Raw genomic sequence first — 16,834 nt, 5'->3', positions numbered from 1 at the left:
GTCGCGCCCATCAGGGCGCTGGCGCAGACACCCACCCGGCATTGCACGCTCCAAACGCAAGACGCCGGCACAAGGCCGGCGTCTGCGATCCACTCATCCAGGCACCACTCAGTGACCGGAAGCACCACTGGCACCCAGGCCGGTTTCGGCGCGGATCTGCTGTGCCTTGAACGCGATGCGCTCGTTGGCGGCCTGCGGGCTGCGATCCAGGATCGAGAACAGCCAGATGCCGACAAAGCCAATGGTCACCGAGAACAGCGCGGGCGAGGCGTACGGGAACGGCGCCGAGCCGGCCGCGTTGCCCAGCGTATCCACCCACACCGACGGCGACAGCACCGTGAGCACCAGCGAGGAAATCAGGCCCAGGAAGCCGCCGATCACCGCGCCACGGGTGGTGCAGTCCTTCCACAGCAACGACAGGATCAGCACCGGGAAGTTAGCCGAGGCGGCGATGGCAAAGGCCAGCGACACCATGAAGGCCACGTTCTGCTTCTCGAATACGATGCCCAGCAGCACCGCGATCAGGCCCAGCACCAGAGTGGTGACACGCGAGACCTTCAGCTCCGAGCCCGGCGCCGGGTTGCCCTTCTTGATGACCGTGGCATACAGGTCATGCGACACCGCCGAGGCACCGGACAGGGTCAGGCCGGCCACCACCGCCAGGATGGTGGCGAAGGCCACCGCCGAGATGAAGCCCATGAACACGTTGCCGCCCACCGCATTACCGACCAGCACCGCCGCCATGTTGGCCGCACCCTTGCCGCCGTGGATGGTGCCGGTGGCGACATCGGCGAACTGCGGGTTGGTCAGCACCAGCGCAATCGCACCGAAGCCGATGATGAAGATCAGGATGTAGAAGTAGCCGATCCAGGTGGTGGCCCACAGCACCGACTTGCGCGCCTGCTTGGCATCGGGAACGGTGAAGAAGCGCATCAGGATGTGCGGCAGGCCCGCAGTACCGAACATCAGCGCCATGCCGAAGGAGATGGCCGAGATCGGGTCCTTGACGAAACCGCCCGGGCCCATGATCGACAGGCCAGCCTTGGCCGCGTCTTCCGGCGAGGCGCCGCCATTGGCCGCCACCGCGGTCTTCACCCGCACGCCCTCGGCGAACAGCGCCTCGAAGCTGAAGTTGAAGTGCCACATGATGGCCACCGCCATGAAGGTCACGCCGGTCAGCAGCAGCACCGCCTTGATGATCTGCACCCAGGTGGTGGCGGTCATGCCGCCGAACAGCACGTAGACCATCATCAGCAGGCCAACCAGGGTCACTGCCACCCAGTAGTCCAGGCCGAACAGCAGCTTGATGAGTGCACCGGCACCGACCATCTGCGCGATCAGATAGAACAGCACCACCACCAGCGTGCCGGAGGCGGCAAAGCTGCGGATGGCGGTCGGCGCGAAGCGGTAGCCGGCCACGTCGGCAAAGGTGTACTTGCCGAGGTTGCGCAGCCGTTCGGCCATCAGGAAGGTCAGGATGGGCCAGCCGACCAGGAAGCCGATCGCGTAGATCAGGCCGTCGTAGCCGTTGGCCATCACCGCGGCGGTGATGCCCAGGAACGAGGCCGCCGACATGTAGTCACCGGCGATGGCCAGGCCATTCTGGAAACCGGTGATACCGCCGCCGGCCGTGTAGAAGTCCGCCGCCGAGCGGGTTTTCTTGGCCGCCCACTTGGTGATCCACAAGGTGCCCAGCACGAAGAAGCCGAACATGGCGATCGCCACCCAGTTGGTAGGCTGCTTGTCGGCCTGGCCGATGTCACCGGCCGCCAGCGCCATGCCTGCGGGCAACAGGCCAGCCAGGATCAGCAGAAGACGCGAGTACTTGCTCATTTGCGCGCGTCCTCCAGGATCTGTGCGGTCAGTTGGTCGTAGGTGTTGTTGGCGCGACGCACGTACACAGCGGTGATGACGATGGTGAACACCATCACCCCGATCGCGATCGGGATCCCGATGGTGGTGACGCCGTCGCCGATCGGCCTGGCCAGGAAGGCCTTGTCGAAGGCGATCAGCCCGATGTAGCCGTAATAGGCCAGCAACATCATCACGGTGAGGGTCCAGCCCAGCGCATTGCGCTGGCGCTTGAGGGCGTGGTACTTCGGATTGGCATCGATCTTGGCGATCAAGGCGTCATTCGAGACGGTCATGTCGGTCTCCAGTGCTGCAAGGGCGGTGCCGCCCCTGCCACCGGGGTGGCAGGGGGAACCGATGAGTGAAGCTTAGAAGCTGTACTTGGTGGTGAACTGCAGGCGCGAGATGTCGCCGCTGTCGCCGTTTTCCGCGTCGCGACGGCCGTACATCAGCTCAGCGCCCACGTCCACCTTGGGCAACGGCGAATAGAACACGTTGGCACGGATGCTCTGCTGCGACTTGCTGGCAAGCCCGCCGGTGTTGGCCAGGCTGTGGTCGTAGTCCACCCGCGAATACATGATGGTGGTGCGCAGCTTGGGGGTGTAGTCGTGGCGCCAGGCCAACCAACCGGCCCAGGTGCCCACGGCGTGGATGTTGCCATCCACGTCCAGCTCCACGTCCGAGCCGTTGCCCAGGCCCAGGTAGCGGCCCAGACCCTCGCCGTAGGCCAGCTGGTACCGCAGGTCGTTGCTGGAATTGATGATCCAGCGCCCGCCGCCGGCGATGGCGCCACCGAAGGCGGTGTCGTTGGTGAGCGCACTGCGGGTGCGGTATTGCCGTGCGATCGCCGACAGGCCGAAGGTGCCCCAGGTCCCCTTCCAGTTGTAGCGCGCGGTCAGGTCCGGCATCGCACCGTGATCGGCGGCCAGGATGGTGTTGCCACCCTGATAGGGCGTGGTGAGGGTTTCCGGGTTTTCCGCCGAGATGCTGAAGGCGCCACGGGTGTAACGGATCTGGTTCTGGCGGCTGAATAACGCGCCATCGGTGGGCCCGACGATGTCGGCCGCTTCCGGCAGGATGGAGGCATCGACGAAATTGGACCAGGTCTGGCCGGCCAGCCAGTTGTTCCAGCTCATGTAGGCATGCCGCAAGGTGCCGCCGTACAAGTTGTTGACCTGGTTGGCCAGCGCGTTGCCGAAGAAATCCAGTTCGATGAAGCCGGTGAGCTTGTCGCCGTTCTCGGTGACGGTGTCCACGCCCAGGTTGAAGCGCGAGAACTTGGCGTGGAAGTCGGTGTCGGTGCTCGACGCCCGGCCACCGACCGGCGTCTGCGTCGGGATATACAGATAGCGGCCCACCGCGCCCTCGGGCAACGCGCCGTCGCCGGTGCGGGTGGTCATGAAGTCGGCCTTGATGAAACCACCGTAACGGAAGGTGGTCCCCGCCACCGCGTTCGGTGTGATGCTGGTCAGCTGGATCGGCCGCTTTCCGGCCGGCAGCGCAGGCGCCGCCGCAGGTGCCTGGGCCTGCAAGGTGCGCACCTCGCTGACCTGGCTCTGCGTCTGGGCGATCTGGCCCTGCTGTTGCTGCTGAGCGCTGACCAGCAGCTGGACTTGGCGCTCGAGTTCGGCGATGCGCGCTTCCAGTGCCTTTTCCTTGGCCGTTTGCGCGAACGCAACCCCCGGCAGGAAACTGGCGACCAGCACGGCCATGGCTAATGGATGACGCACCAGCGGTGCATTACGGTGTTTCATGAACCCCTCTCCCCGATGAAGGCCTCGCGCTTTGATGGCGATGCTGTGCGGAGCGTGAGGCAGTCCGCGCTTCGCAGCCTATTCGCCTTTGGTCGTAGCTGCAACGCAGCATTCCACCGGGATGGCAATGCCCGCACCAGGACGCGCAATGGATGTGCGCTGGCGCACCTGCCTGGTTACGACCATGGTCTAAGGCGGCGTTGAACGCCGGGACAGAATGGATACGGCACACTGATTGCTTTCCGAGGGCAGCTGCCGTGCCCTCTCCCGACACGTTCATCGTAAGTGAGGCTGCCATGGCTGATGTTTATCCCGTCGATCCCGCATTCGCCGCCGATGCGCGCGTGACCCGCGAGCAATACGCAGCGCTGTACCGCGAATCGATCGAGCACCCCGAGCAGTTCTGGGGCAAGGCCGCGCAGCGGCTGGACTGGTTCAAGCAACCCACCCAGGTCAAGGACGTCAGCTACGCGCTGGACGACTTCCACATCCGCTGGTTCGCCGATGGCGAACTCAACGCCAGCGTCAACTGCCTGGACCGCCAGCTGGCCACCCGCGGCGACAAGACCGCGCTGCTGTTCGAACCCGACAGCCCGGATGCCGCCTCCTACCCGGTGACCTATCGCGAGCTCTATGAGCGCGTGTGCAAGCTCGGCAATGCGCTGCGCAACCTGGGCGTCCAGAAGGGCGACCGGGTCACCATCTACCTGCCGATGATCGTCGATGCGGCCGTGGCCATGCTGGCCTGCGCGCGTATCGGTGCGGTGCATTCGGTGGTGTTTGGCGGGTTTGCCGCCAACTCCATCGCCGACCGCGTGATCGACTGCCAGAGCAAGCTCATCATCACCGCCGACGAAGGCCTGCGCGGCGGCAAGAAGATTCCGCTCAAGGCCAACGTGGACGCCGCCCTGAAGATCCCCGGCACCACCACGGTGGAAACCGTGCTGGTGGTGCGCCATACCGGCGGCGCGGTGGACATGCAGGCCCCGCGCGACCGCTGGCTCCACGACGTGGTCGACGGCCAGCCGGCCGAGTGCGAGCCCGAGCGCATGAACGCGGAAGACCCGCTCTTCATCCTGTACACCTCCGGCTCCACCGGCAAGCCCAAGGGCGTGCTGCACACCACCGCCGGCTATCTGCTGTTTGCCAGCTACACGCACGAAGTGGTGTTCGACCTGCGCGAGGACGACATCTATTGGTGTACCGCCGACGTGGGCTGGGTCACCGGGCACAGCTACATCGTCTACGGCCCGCTCGCCAATGGCGCCACCGCGCTGATGTTCGAAGGCGTGCCGAACTATCCCAGCGTGTCGCGCTTCTGGGAAGTGATCGACAAGCACCAGGTCACCCTGTTCTATACCGCACCCACCGCCATCCGCGCGCTGATGCGCGATGGCGAGGCGCCGGTCAAGCAGACCTCGCGCAAGAGCCTGCGCCTGCTCGGCAGCGTGGGCGAGCCGATCAATCCCGAAGCCTGGCGCTGGTACTACGAGGTCGTCGGCGACAGCCGCTGCCCGATCGTGGATACCTGGTGGCAGACCGAAACCGGCGGCATCCTGATTTCGCCGCTGGCCGGCGCGGTGGACCTCAAGCCGGGCTCGGCCACGCTGCCGTTCTTCGGCGTGCAGCCGGCGCTGGTGGATGCCGAAGGCAAGATCCTGGAAGGCGCCACCGAAGGCAACCTGGTACTGCTGGATTCCTGGCCGGGCCAGATGCGCAGCGTCTACGGCGACCACCAGCGCTTCATCGACACCTACTTCCGCACCTATCCGGGCAGCTACTTCACCGGCGACGGCTGCCGCCGCGATGCCGATGGCTATTACTGGATCACCGGCCGCGTGGACGATGTCATCAACGTCTCCGGCCACCGCATCGGCACCGCCGAGGTGGAAAGCGCGCTGGTCTCGCACCCCAAGGTGGCCGAAGCGGCGGTGGTCGGCTTCCCGCACGACGTCAAGGGCCAGGGCATCTATGCCTACGTGACCCTGATCGCCGGCGAAGAACCCAGCGACGCACTGCACAAGGAACTGGTGAGCTGGGTGCGCAAGGAGATCGGCCCGATCGCCTCGCCCGATCACCTGCAGTGGGCCCCCGGCCTGCCCAAGACCCGCTCGGGCAAGATCATGCGCCGCATCCTGCGCAAGATCGCCGAAAACGCACCCGACCAACTGGGCGACACCTCCACGCTGGCCGATCCGTCGGTGGTGGATTCGCTGGTCAACGAGCGGCTGGCGAGGTAACGCGCTGGCGCGCGTTGGGAATGGGGAATCGGGAGTGGGGAATCGTTGAAGCGGTTCCCTGCGACCGGAGGGAATCGGGAATGGTGAATCGTTGAAGCGGTTCCCTGCGAACGGGGTGCAGAGGCGGCATGGGGATTGTAAAGACCGTCTCCAGTCCGTCTCTGTTAACCGGTGTTTCGCGGCTTTCCCCGAGCCACCATACGCACCATCTCTCACCGCTGTTGCTGTTGCCCTTAGTTGTTGATGTCGCTCTTGTGCTTTGCTTCTGCTCTTGCGATTCCCCATTCCCGATTCCCCATTCCCGGCCCCAACATGACCACGCTGCTCATTGCCGATGACCACCCGCTGTTCCGCGAAGCCTTGCGCGGGGCGGTGCAGCGCGTGATGCCGGGAGTGCAGTTGTTCGAGGCCGACAACGTCGATGCGTTGTACACGCTGGCCGATGCGCAACCGGATGCCGACCTGCTGTTGATGGACCTCAACATGCCCGGCGCGCAGGGCTTCAGTGCGCTGGTGCATATGCGCTCGCTGCATCCGCAGCTGCCGGTGGTGGTGGTGTCCGCGCGCGAGGAGCCCACGGTGATGCGGCGGGCGATCGACCATGGGGCGTTTGGCTTCATCCCCAAGTCCGCCGATTCGGACACCATCGGCCGCGCCCTGGCCACGGTGCTCGACGGCGAGCGCTGGATTCCCACCGAAGCGCAGCAGCTGCCGCCCACCGACAGCGAGGAACGCGAAGTCGGCCAGCGCCTGCGCGATCTCACCCCGCAGCAGTTCCGTGTGCTGCAGATGCTGGGCGCAGGACGGCTCAACAAGCAGATCGCCTACGACCTGGGTGTCTCCGAGGCCACCATCAAGGCGCATGTCACCGCAATCCTGCGCAAGCTCGGCGTCACCAACCGCACCCAGGCCGTGCTGATGGCCGGCAAGCTCGCCATCGACGCAGACGGCATCGTATTGCCGCCACCCGAAGAAGATTGACAAGCACCACAGCCGCAATCACGCCCCCCGTAGGAGCGCACCCGGGCGCGACCGCACCCCCGGCCCAAGCGCACTTCAATAGCCGCGCAAACACAGCCCGTGCTACATCGATTCGCTGGCAAGCCCAAGCGCAGCGCCACGATAACCGCAATCACGCCTCCCCGTAGGAGCGCACCCGGGCGCGACCGCACCCCCGGCCCAAGCGCACTTCAATAGCCGCGCAAACGCAGCCAGTGCTACATCGATTCGCTGGCAAGCCCAAGCGCAGCGGCGTGATCGCATCCACAACCGCAGACCGCGCCGTATCGCAGTTGTCGTTATCACCATTGACCATCTGCGCATCACTGGGCAAGGCTCGGCCATTCAAGGGTGCTCTGGAGCTGGCATGGCGCGACGTTTTCCCTGGCTCTGGATGGGCCTGCTGGTGGCCTGCGCGTTGATCGCCGTGCTGGCCTGGCAGAACCGGCAATTGCGCCTGCAGCAGCAGTGGTTGCAGACGCGCGTCAGCAGCCCCTACGCGGGCATGTACGTGCCACGGGTGGAGGCCACCGATGCGCGGGGTCAGCGTCACCTGCTGGGCGCACCGCAGGCGCAGGCGCAGGTGCTGTTCTTCTTCACCACCACCTGCCCGTATTGCCAGCGCTCGGCGCCGACGGTGCTGCGCGCGGCGCACCAGCTGCAGGCCAACCTGCCCGGGCATCCGCAATTGCTTGGGGTCTGCCAGTGCGATCCGGCGCAAGCCGCGCGCTATGCGCATGTGCATGGGCTGGATTTTCCGGTGGTCAGTTTGACCGATCGTCGCGCGCTGATGCTGTTTCGCGCGCGCAACGTGCCGCTGCTATTGGCCATCGATGGGCAGGGGCGCGTGCGCCATTCCCATCTTGGCGTCTTCGATACCACGGAGCGGGTGCAGGACCTGGTTGCCGCCTTGCGCCGCACGGACGCGCCAGCGGCTTTTGCAACAGTGAGGGAGTAAGGCATGAAAAAGCGTTGGGTAAGCTTGCGCAGTGCGTTGATGGCAGCGGCCTTCCTGGCCAGCACCGGTTTCGGTGCGTTCCAGGTGATGGCGGTCGATGGCGCACAACCGAAAGCCGAATCGTGTAGCGCGTGGGCTTGCAAGGCCGAGTGCCCCGAGTTCGGCGGCGACCTGGGCCAGGGCAACGTCTGCTACTGCTGCGGCTGAGTCCAGCGGCGGGGCCATCCAGGCCCCGCCCTCGCGCCGTGGTCATTCTGCACAGGTGACCCAGCGCGCGGATCCGATCTCATGCGCGGTGCGTATCGCCAACGGCAAGGCGTCCAGCGCGCCCGGGCCTGCACCAACATCCCTGACGGAACGTCCATAGCATCCCCTGCCGTGCCGCGCAGCGTGCCGCCCCCGCTTTCGGCACGGGGATCTTCCTACCCGTGAGACCCACAACGACTGCGCAGCCGTGGAGTGGGCCGATGCCCGGAAGCGGCACCGACCACGGCGGCATCCCGGTTTCAGCGCGCCTTCCACACCCAAACTGACGGCCGCCCGCCCCAGCGGCACCGTTCGCCCTGATCGACGCGTTATGCTGCACCGCAGCGTGATCTGTTCACTCATGATTGCCATATTCATATGCGAACAGCCGGGTGCCTGCCGGCGAGTGGACCTTGCCATGCCCAGCCCTTGTTCTCCGGACTCCGTACCGTCGCATGCCGCCCTGGCAGCGCCTGCGGAGAGACGCGCGTGAGCATGTCGCGGCGACAGCTAGGCAACACCCAGGTGCATTTGTCGTCGCTGGGATTTGGCGCCGCGCCGATCGGCAACCTGTATGCCGAAGTGGCCGAGGACGCTGCGCTGGCGGCGGTGGCGGGGGCGTTCGAGGCCGGCATCCGCCACTTCGACAGCGCGCCCTACTACGGCTACGGCCTGAGCGAGACACGGTTGGGCCGCGGCCTGGCCGGGGTGCCGCGCGACGCCTACACGCTATCGACCAAGGTGGGCCGCTGCGTTTACGACGACGCGCAGGCCGTCGCCGGCCGCGAGGGTTTCGCGGTGGCCGGCCGGCGCGCCGCGTTCGACTACAGCGCCGATGGCGTGCGCCGCGCGTTCGCTTCCAGCCTGCAGCGCCTGGGCACCGACTACATCGACGTGCTGCTGTTGCACGACATCGGTGCGCTGACCCATGGCGACAACCACGCCCGCGTGCTGCGGCAGGCCTTGGAGGAGGCCTTGCCGGCGATGGCGGAGCTGAAGGCCGCCGGCGCCTGCGGGGCGATCGGGCTGGGCGTCAACGAGCAGGACGTGGCACTGGAGGTGCTGCCCCGCTTTCCGCTCGACTGCGTGATGCTGGCCGGCCGCTACACGCTGCTGGAACAGCACGGCGCGCGCGCGTTGCTCGATCAAGCGCAGCAACGCGGGGTGTCGATCCTGTCCGCCGGCCCGTACAGCTCCGGCCTGCTCAGCGACGCGCGCGGGCCCGGCGCTACCTACAACTACGCACCGGTGGACACCACCACGCTGCAGCACGCACAGCGGCTGTATGCGGCGTGCGCGGCGTTCGAGGTGGATATCGGCGCGGCAGCCCTGCAGTTCCCGCTGGCCCATCCGGCGGTGACCACGGTGGTGGCCGGCATGCGCAACGTGGCGGAGGTGCACTCGGCTGCCACCCGCCTGCAGGCGTCCATTCCGGCCGCGCTGTGGCAGCATTTGCGCGACGGCGGCCTGCTCGCCGCAGACCTGCCCACGCCATGAACCGCGTCGATGCGCATCTGCATTTCTGGCACCTGGCCCGTGGCGACTACGGCTGGCTGACGCCTGCGCTGGCGCCGCTCTACCGCGACTTCGCCCCGCACGATGTGAGCGCGGCGCTGGACGCGGCTGGCGTTGGCAGCGTGGTCGTCGTGCAGGCGGCCGCGACAGAGGCGGAAACCTGTTACCTGTTCGAACTGGCGCGCGATGAGCCGCGCATTGCCGGCGTGGTGGGCTGGGTGGATTTCGCCGCGCCCGATGCCGCCGCGCGCATCGACGCACTGGTGCGTGCCGGCGGCGGCCTGCTCAAGGGCTTGCGTCCGATGGTGCAGGACATTGCCGATGTGCAGTGGCTGGCAAGTGCCGACCTCGACGCCGCCTTCGATGCAATGCTCGCCCACGAGCTGGCGTTCGATGCATTGATCCGTGCCGCCCATGTGCCCGCATTGCAGGCGCGCCTGCAGCGCCACCCGGGATTGCGCGTGGTCGTCGATCACGGCGGCAAGCCGCAGATCGCCGCGGGCGAGTTCGTCGCCTGGGCGGCCGGCATGGCGGCGTTGGCGCAATCTCTCCATGTGCATTGCAAACTGTCCGGCCTGCTCACCGAAGCGGCACGCGGCGCCGGCATGGATGCGCTGGAGCCGTATGTGGCGCATCTGTTCGCACGCTTTGGCGCGCACCGCCTGCTCTGGGGCAGCGACTGGCCGGTGCTGACCCAGCGCGCGGAGTACGCGCAGTGGCTCGGCCTCGCACAGCAACTGGTCACGCAGCATGCGCCCGGGCACACCGATGCGGTGTTCGGCGACAACGCACGCACGTTCTATCGTCTGCCACGGCCGGCGGCCCCCACCTACGGAACCTCATCGGTATGACCCTCTCTGCTTCCACCGCTTCCACTACGCGCCTGCATGGCAAGCGCTGCCTGATAACCGCCGCCGGCGCCGGCATCGGCCGCGAAAGCGCGCTGGCCTGCGCGCGCGCTGGCGCGCAGGTCCTCGCCACCGATATCGACGCTGCCGCGCTGCAGACGCTGGCCGCCGAATCCGACACGATCACCACGCAACTGCTCGACGTCACCGACGCCTCGGCGATCGACGCGCTGGTGGCCGCACACGGCCCGTTCGATGTGCTGTTCAACTGCGCCGGCTACGTGCACCAGGGCAGTATCCTGGACTGCGACGCGCCGGCGTGGCAGCGTTCGTTTTCGATCAACGTCGATGCGATGTACTACACCTGCAAGGCGGTGCTGCCGGGCATGCTCGAACGCGGCGCCGGCAGCATCGTCAACATGTCCTCGGTGGCCTCCAGCATCAAGGGCGTGCCGAACCGCTTCGCCTATGGCGTCACCAAGGCCGCCGTGATCGGCCTGAGCAAGGCGATTGCCGCCGACTACGTGGCCCGGGGCGTGCGCTGCAATGCGATCTGCCCCGGTACCATCAAGACGCCGTCGCTGGGCGAGCGCGTCAAGGCACTGGGCGGCGACGAACAGGCGGTTTGGAAGAGCTTCACCGACCGCCAGCCGATGGGTCGCCTGGGCGAGGCGCGCGAGATTGCGCAGCTGGTGGTGTACCTGGCCTCGGACGAATCCTCGTTCACCACCGGCCAGACCCACATCATCGATGGCGGCTGGTCGAACTGAGCGCGCGCGGCATCCGATAACGCCTCCTCCATTCCTCACCTGCAAGGGAAGACAGCATGAAACTCGTACGCGTTGGCGCCGAAGGCCACGAACGTCCCGGCCTGATCGATGCACAAGGTCGCATCCGCGACCTGAGCGGTGTGATCGACGATGTCGCCGGTGAGCATCTCACCAACGCCGGCCTGGATAAATTGCGCGCGCTGGATGTGTCCGCGCTGCCGGTGATCGATGACCAGCCGCGCTACGGCGCGGCCGTGGGCCGTATCGGCAAGTTCATCTGCGTGGGGCTGAACTACGCCGACCATGCCGCCGAATCGGGCATGGACGTCCCGACGATGCCGATCCTGTTCATGAAAGCCACCACCGCGGTGTGCGGCCCCAACGACACCGTCATCATTCCGCGCGGCTCGCTCAAGAGCGATTGGGAAGTGGAGCTGGGCGTGGTGATCGGCGATGTGGCGCGCGATGTGGCGGTGGACCAGGCGCTCAACCATGTTGCCGGCTATGCGGTCATCAACGACCTGTCCGAGCGCGAATTCCAGCTGGAACACGGCGGCCAATGGGTGAAGGGCAAGAGTGCCGACACCTTCGGCCCGATCGGTCCGTGGCTGGTCACCCGCGACGAGGTGGCCGACCCGCAGAACCTGTCGATGTGGCTGGAGGTCAACGGCCACCGCTACCAGAACGGCAGCACCCGCACGATGGTGTTCGGCGTAGCCGAACTGGTCAGCCACATCAGCCGCTACATGACGCTGATGCCGGGCGATGTCATCAGTACCGGTACCCCGCCGGGCGTGGGCCTGGGACAGAAGCCACCGGTCTACCTCAAGCCGGGCGACGTGATGGAACTGGAGATCGAAGGCCTTGGCCGCCAGCGTCAACCGGTGGTGGCGCATCCGCGCGATGCGGCCTGACGCCCATCGACCTTCCCAGCACCTCGGCCGCCATGAGAGCGGCATGCGGCGGGGGCATGGCAATGCATCGGTGCGACGCAATCGGAGCCCCTGCCCTCTCGGCAGAGGGGCTTCAGCGCGCCTGGCTATTCCCGTTTCTGTCCGTTCGTTCTTATTCCACCTTCCACCGCCCAGGACTTCCATGAGCACCATCGTCGCCCTCGAAACCCACGACGTCCGCTTCCCCACCTCGCGCGAGCTCGATGGGTCGGACGCGATGAATCCCGATCCGGATTACTCGGCCGCCTATGTCGTGCTGCGCACCGATGCAGGCAATGACCTGGCCGGCTACGGCCTGGTATTCACCATCGGCCGCGGCAACGACGTGCAGACTGCGGCGGTGGCTGCACTGGCCGAGCATGTGATCGGCTTGCAGGTCGACGAGGTCGTTGCCGATCTCGGTGCCTTTGCGCGCCGGCTCACCAATGACTCGCAACTGCGCTGGCTGGGCCCGGAGAAGGGCGTGATGCACATGGCCATCGGCGCGGTCATCAACGCTGCCTGGGACCTGGCTGCACGCGCGGCAAATAAGCCGTTGTGGCGCTACATCGCCGAGCTCACGCCCGAGCAGCTGGTCGACACCATCGACTTCCGCTACCTCACCGATGCGCTCACCCGCGACGAAGCGCTGGCCATCCTGCGCAATGCGCAGCCGCAGCGCGCGCAACGCATCGCGCAGTTGATCGCGCAAGGCTACCCGGCCTACACCACTTCACCCGGCTGGCTCGGCTACTCGGACGAAAAGCTGGTGCGCCTGGCCAAGGAAGCAGTCGCTGATGGCTTCCGTACCATCAAGCTCAAGGTCGGCGCCAACGTGCAGGACGATATCCGCCGCTGCCGCCTGGCACGCGAAGCCATCGGCCCGGGCATCGCGATGGCGGTGGATGCCAACCAGCGCTGGGATGTAGGCCCGGCGATCGACTGGATGCGCCAGCTGGCCGAATTCGACATCGCCTGGATCGAAGAACCCACCAGCCCGGACGATGTCCTCGGCCACGCCGCGATCCGCCAGGGCATCGCCCCGGTGCCGGTCTCCACCGGCGAACACACCCAGAACCGGGTGGTGTTCAAGCAACTGCTGCAGGCTGGTGCGGTGGACCTGATCCAGATCGATGCCGCGCGCGTGGGCGGGGTCAACGAGAACCTCGCCATCCTGCTGCTGGCCGCCAAGTTCAACGTCCGCGTGTTTCCGCATGCCGGTGGCGTGGGCCTGTGCGAACTGGTGCAGCACCTGGCCATGGCCGACTTCGTCACCATCACCGGCCAGATGGAAGACCGCGCGATCGAATTCGTCGACCACTTGCATCAGCATTTCCTGGACCCGGTGCGCATCCGCCATGGCCGCTATCTCGCTCCGGAGGCGGCGGGCTTCTCCGCCGAAATGCATGCCGCCTCGATTGCGGAATTCCGCTATCCGGATGGACGGTTCTGGGTTGAGGATCAAGCGGGCAGTGCCGAGGGCTGAACACGTACGTCCCTCATCCGCCCTGCGGGCACCTTCTCCCGCTCGCGGGAGAAGGGAGTCTTCGGTCTTCGGCAGGCTCAGCTATGCGGGTGGGCGCTTTGGGGGCTGAGTCTTCGGCCTTGCGAAGCACCGAACGCAGATCACCCCCTTCTCCCGCTCGCGGGAGAAGGGAGTCGTCGGTCTTCGGCAGGCTCAGCTATGCGGGTGGGCGCTTTGGGGGCTGAGTCTTCGGCCTTGCGAAGCACCGAACGCAGATCACGCCCTTCTCCCGCCTGCGGGAGAAGGTGCCCGCAGGGCGGATGAGGGCGCGCTACCTCTGCGCCTCGATCGCCTCGCTCAGCGCAAAGATCCGTCCGGCCTGGCGCCACTTCTCACCTGGCTCACTGCCAGGAAGCGGTTTCTGAAACCGCCACATCAAGTCTTCCCACGCCTGGATGCGCGGGTCGGACGCATCGCGCGCGGCCTTGGCGGCCGGATCGTAGTGCGCGCTCACCTGCATCAGCATCACCAACCGGTCGCCGCTGCGAAAGATCTCCAGTTCCTCGATGCCGGCCTGCCGCAGCGACGCCACCACTTCCGGCCACACCTCGGTGGGTTGATGCCAACGTTCGTACTCGGCGATCAAGGCCGCATCGTCGTGCAGGTCCAGCACATAGCAAAGACGCGGCATGCTCAGGCTCCTGCCACGATGGGCGCCGTGCGATGCGCACGCACGGCAAACACCAGGATCACCGCAAAGCACGCCCCCGGCACGGCCATGGCCCAGTGGATGCCGGCCAGGTCCGATACCGCGCCCATCAGCGCGGTGAGCAGCGCACCGCCGATGATGGACATCACCAGCAACGAGGAGCCCAGCTTGCGGGCATCGTCATGCATGCCGTCCAAGCCCAGTGCAAAGATGGTCGGGAACATCACCGACATGAACACGCTGGCCGCCACCAGGGCGTACAGCCCGGTCCATCCCGGCAAGGCGATGGCGACGGCGCACAGCAGCAGGTTGATCGTGGCAAAGCTGGCCAGCAGCCTGGCCGGTGCCAGGTAGCGCAGCAGCGCGGTACCGATGAAGCGCCCGGCCATGAACAGCACCAGCGAGATGGTCAGGTAGGTGGCTGCGGTCTTTTCCGGTGTGCCCGGCACCGCATCCTGCAGGTAGCGGATCAGGTAACTCCAGATCCCGACCTGCGCGCCCACGTAGAAGAACTGCGCCACCACCGCCAACACGAACCGGCGGTTACGCAGCAATTCGCCAAAGCGCGCGCGCCTGGGTGCCTGGCCGTCCACGGCATCCGGAGCGCCGGTGGGAAAACGCACCAGCGCAATCAGGATCCCCCACAGCACCACCACCACGCCGATGACCAGATACGGCGTCTGTACCGCCGCCGATTCGGTGGCGAAGAACGCTTCGCGCGCGGCCGGTGCCATCGCCGCCAGCTCGGCCGGGCTGTGCTCCACGCCGGAGAAGATGAAGTGCTGGCCCACCAGCACGCCGGTGATCGAGCCCAGCGGGTTGAACGCCTGGGCCAGGTTCAGCCGCCGCGCCGCGCCATCGGCCGGGCCGAGCACGGTCACCAACGGGTTGGCGGTGGTCTCCAGGAACGCAAGCCCGCTGGCGATGACGAACAACGCCAGCAGGAACAGCCAATAGGTGTGCACCTGCGCGGCGGGATAGAACAGGAACGCCCCGCATGCATACAGCAGCAGGCCAAGCACCACCGCAGCCTTGTAGCTATAGCGGCGCATGAACATCGCCGCCGGCATCGCGAACACGAAATAGCCCATGTAGAAGGCGCTCTGCACCAGCCCGGCCTGCAGGTCGGTCAGTTCGAAGGCCTTCTTGAACTGCTTGATGAGGATGTCGTTGAGGTTGTTGGCCATACCCCATAGAAAGAACAGGCTGACGATCAACACCAGAGGCACCAGGGCGGTACGCGCCAGGTTGCCGCGCGGTGACGCGGCAATGTCACTGTGATGCATGCGACCGTTCCCCTCCCAAGGCTGTGGCGCTTGCGTTGCAATCGAGCGAGCGTACTGCGCGCGCCCACACCATGCAAATATAAAATCTTTGTTTATATTTGCACGCACAGCCTCCCATTGACCCCTGCCCGCGTTGCCGGTCCCCCTGGCACGCCGCACCCTGCCCTGGAACCGCAAACGGATGAGCACCGAACCCGCCAAGTACCGCGCACCGGCCCTGGACAAGGGCCTGGACATCCTGGAGTTGCTGGCGCGCGACGCGCGGCCGATGAGCATGGGCGCGATCTCGCAGGGCGTGGGGCGCTCGCGCGGGGAAATCTTCCGCATGCTGCAGGTGCTGGAAGAACGCGGCTACCTGATGCGCGACACCGATGGCGACTATGTACTGAGCAACCGCTTGTTCATGCTCGGCATGCAGCAGCCGCAGGTGCAGAACGTCACCGAAGCGGCGTTACCGGTGATGCGTCGGCTGGCCGATGCCATCTGCCAGCCCTGCCACCTGGTGGCGCCTTCGGGCGACCAGATCGTGGTGATCGCGCAGATGGACGTGCCCAGCGACCTGGGCCTGGTGGTCCGGCCCGGCCACCGCCGCCCGCTGGCCCATTCCACCTCCGGCCTGGTGCTGTTCGCGTTCCAGCAGGCGGATGTGCAGGCGCGCTGGCTGGACGCGCTGGATGCCAGCGCGGTGGCCTACGACCGCGCGCAGTTCGTGCAGGACGCCCGGCAGACGCGCCGCGATGGCTATGCCATGCAGGCCAGCGAGGCGGTGGTGGGCGTGGTCGATCTCACTGCCCCGATCCTGCAGCACGGCAGCGCCACCTACACGTTGACGGTGCCCTTCATCGAACGTCGCCCCGAGCTGGTCAATCCGCACGCGGCCTTGCAGGCCTTGTGCGCGGCCACCGCCGAAATCTCCGATGCCTTGATGTACCACCCACCACGCGCGCTGGGCAGTTGAGCCGGGCATGACACGCCTTTCGCGCCAGCGTGCGAGCACGTACGCACGCTGCAATAGCCAAGGCTATAAAGATCAGACCGACCTTCGCGTGCAGGCAGAACGCTGGAAAACCGCTTTTGCGTTGCTACACTGCGCGCCCCTTGGGGAGTAGCCTGCGGCCGCATCGGCGGACGCGCCTGCATCAACATCCTCGGCCATTGCGCCGTGGTGCAGGCAACCCATCGTGGTTTGGCGAGACCAACGACATGCGTGCCTGACGATGGTTGGCGCGGGCGCATGCCGTTGTGACCGTGCCCAACCCGA

15 protein-coding genes and 1 riboswitch are annotated in these 16,834 nt (G+C 66.4%); of the genes, 10 read left to right on the top strand and 5 right to left on the bottom strand.

Going from position 1 to position 16,834, the window contains the following annotated elements; all coding sequences use genetic code 11:
* Positions 1–108 precede the first annotated feature (108 nt).
* The 3 genes from ACCQ13_RS00660 to ACCQ13_RS00650 all read right to left on the bottom strand — a co-directional run bounded on the left by ACCQ13_RS00660 (position 109) and on the right by ACCQ13_RS00650 (position 3,605).
* Positions 109–1,833 (bottom strand): cation acetate symporter, encoded by a 1,725-nt coding sequence (locus ACCQ13_RS00660; protein ID WP_372372327.1) that lies wholly within the window; start codon positions 1,831–1,833, stop codon positions 109–111.
* Entirely contained in the window at positions 1,830–2,147 is a 318-nt protein-coding gene (locus ACCQ13_RS00655) for a DUF485 domain-containing protein (protein ID WP_104603460.1), read from the bottom strand. Before ACCQ13_RS00655 ends, ACCQ13_RS00660 begins: the two co-directional genes overlap by 4 nt.
* Positions 2,148–2,219: 72 nt before the next feature.
* Complete coding sequence (locus ACCQ13_RS00650; protein ID WP_167526797.1) at positions 2,220–3,605, bottom strand: DcaP family trimeric outer membrane transporter; 1,386 nt, start codon at positions 3,603–3,605, stop codon at positions 2,220–2,222.
* Between the two features lie 296 nt (positions 3,606–3,901).
* On the opposite strand from ACCQ13_RS00650, the gene acs reads away from it, so the two are divergent.
* From acs to ACCQ13_RS00605, 9 genes are all read left to right on the top strand, one after another.
* Positions 3,902–5,845, top strand: coding sequence for an acetate--CoA ligase (gene acs / locus ACCQ13_RS00645; protein ID WP_159406440.1), 1,944 nt, complete (start codon positions 3,902–3,904; stop codon positions 5,843–5,845).
* Positions 5,846–6,157: 312 nt separating this feature from the next.
* The gene (locus ACCQ13_RS00640; protein WP_104603462.1) at positions 6,158–6,826 is read left to right on the top strand and encodes a response regulator transcription factor; all 669 of its coding nucleotides are present in this window, start codon (positions 6,158–6,160) and stop codon (positions 6,824–6,826) included.
* A 412-nt stretch (positions 6,827–7,238) separates the two neighbouring features.
* A complete protein-coding gene (locus ACCQ13_RS00635; protein WP_208800558.1) occupies positions 7,239–7,802 on the top strand; it encodes a peroxiredoxin family protein in 564 nt (187 codons plus the stop codon).
* A gap of 3 nt (positions 7,803–7,805) precedes the next feature.
* On the top strand, positions 7,806–8,009 hold the full coding sequence (locus ACCQ13_RS00630; RefSeq protein WP_104603465.1) for a hypothetical protein: 204 nt from the start codon (positions 7,806–7,808) through the stop codon (positions 8,007–8,009).
* A gap of 534 nt (positions 8,010–8,543) precedes the next feature.
* Positions 8,544–9,545, top strand: a complete 1,002-nt coding sequence (locus tag ACCQ13_RS00625; RefSeq protein ID WP_104603466.1) for an aldo/keto reductase — start codon at positions 8,544–8,546, stop codon at positions 9,543–9,545.
* Positions 9,542–10,414 (top strand): amidohydrolase family protein, encoded by an 873-nt coding sequence (locus tag ACCQ13_RS00620; RefSeq protein WP_104603467.1) that lies wholly within the window; start codon positions 9,542–9,544, stop codon positions 10,412–10,414. Before ACCQ13_RS00625 ends, ACCQ13_RS00620 begins: the two co-directional genes overlap by 4 nt.
* Positions 10,411–11,181 carry an SDR family oxidoreductase gene (locus tag ACCQ13_RS00615; RefSeq protein ID WP_159406439.1) on the top strand — a complete coding sequence of 257 codons (771 nt, stop codon included), beginning with the start codon at positions 10,411–10,413 and terminating at the stop codon, positions 11,179–11,181. The genes ACCQ13_RS00620 and ACCQ13_RS00615 overlap by 4 nt, the downstream gene beginning before the upstream one ends.
* Before the next feature lie 56 nt (positions 11,182–11,237).
* Entirely contained in the window at positions 11,238–12,095 is an 858-nt protein-coding gene (locus ACCQ13_RS00610; protein ID WP_159406438.1) for a fumarylacetoacetate hydrolase family protein, read from the top strand.
* A gap of 181 nt (positions 12,096–12,276) precedes the next feature.
* The gene (locus ACCQ13_RS00605; protein ID WP_104603470.1) at positions 12,277–13,599 is read left to right on the top strand and encodes an L-fuconate dehydratase; all 1,323 of its coding nucleotides are present in this window, start codon (positions 12,277–12,279) and stop codon (positions 13,597–13,599) included.
* 310 nt (positions 13,600–13,909) lie between these two features.
* Here the strand turns inward: ACCQ13_RS00605 and ACCQ13_RS00600 are convergent, their stop codons facing one another.
* Positions 13,910–14,269 (bottom strand): L-fucose mutarotase, encoded by a 360-nt coding sequence (locus ACCQ13_RS00600; protein ID WP_167526796.1) that lies wholly within the window; start codon positions 14,267–14,269, stop codon positions 13,910–13,912.
* Between the two features lie 2 nt (positions 14,270–14,271).
* The gene (gene fucP, locus ACCQ13_RS00595; RefSeq protein ID WP_104603471.1) at positions 14,272–15,573 is read right to left on the bottom strand and encodes an L-fucose:H+ symporter permease; all 1,302 of its coding nucleotides are present in this window, start codon (positions 15,571–15,573) and stop codon (positions 14,272–14,274) included.
* A 181-nt stretch (positions 15,574–15,754) separates the two neighbouring features.
* Between fucP and ACCQ13_RS00590 the strand changes: the two genes are divergently transcribed.
* Complete coding sequence (locus ACCQ13_RS00590; RefSeq protein ID WP_104603472.1) at positions 15,755–16,531, top strand: IclR family transcriptional regulator; 777 nt, start codon at positions 15,755–15,757, stop codon at positions 16,529–16,531.
* A gap of 136 nt (positions 16,532–16,667) precedes the next feature.
* A riboswitch (yybP-ykoY riboswitch) is annotated at positions 16,668–16,830 on the top strand.
* The last annotated feature ends 4 nt before the right edge of the window (positions 16,831–16,834 follow it).

The organism is Xanthomonas sp. NCPPB 1638 (assembly GCF_041475635.2).
In the GTDB taxonomy this organism is placed as follows: Bacteria; Pseudomonadota; Gammaproteobacteria; order Xanthomonadales; family Xanthomonadaceae; genus Xanthomonas; species Xanthomonas cucurbitae.
The sequence above is the reverse complement of the archived record's forward strand: the minus strand, read 5'-3'. Positions and strand labels throughout refer to the sequence as shown.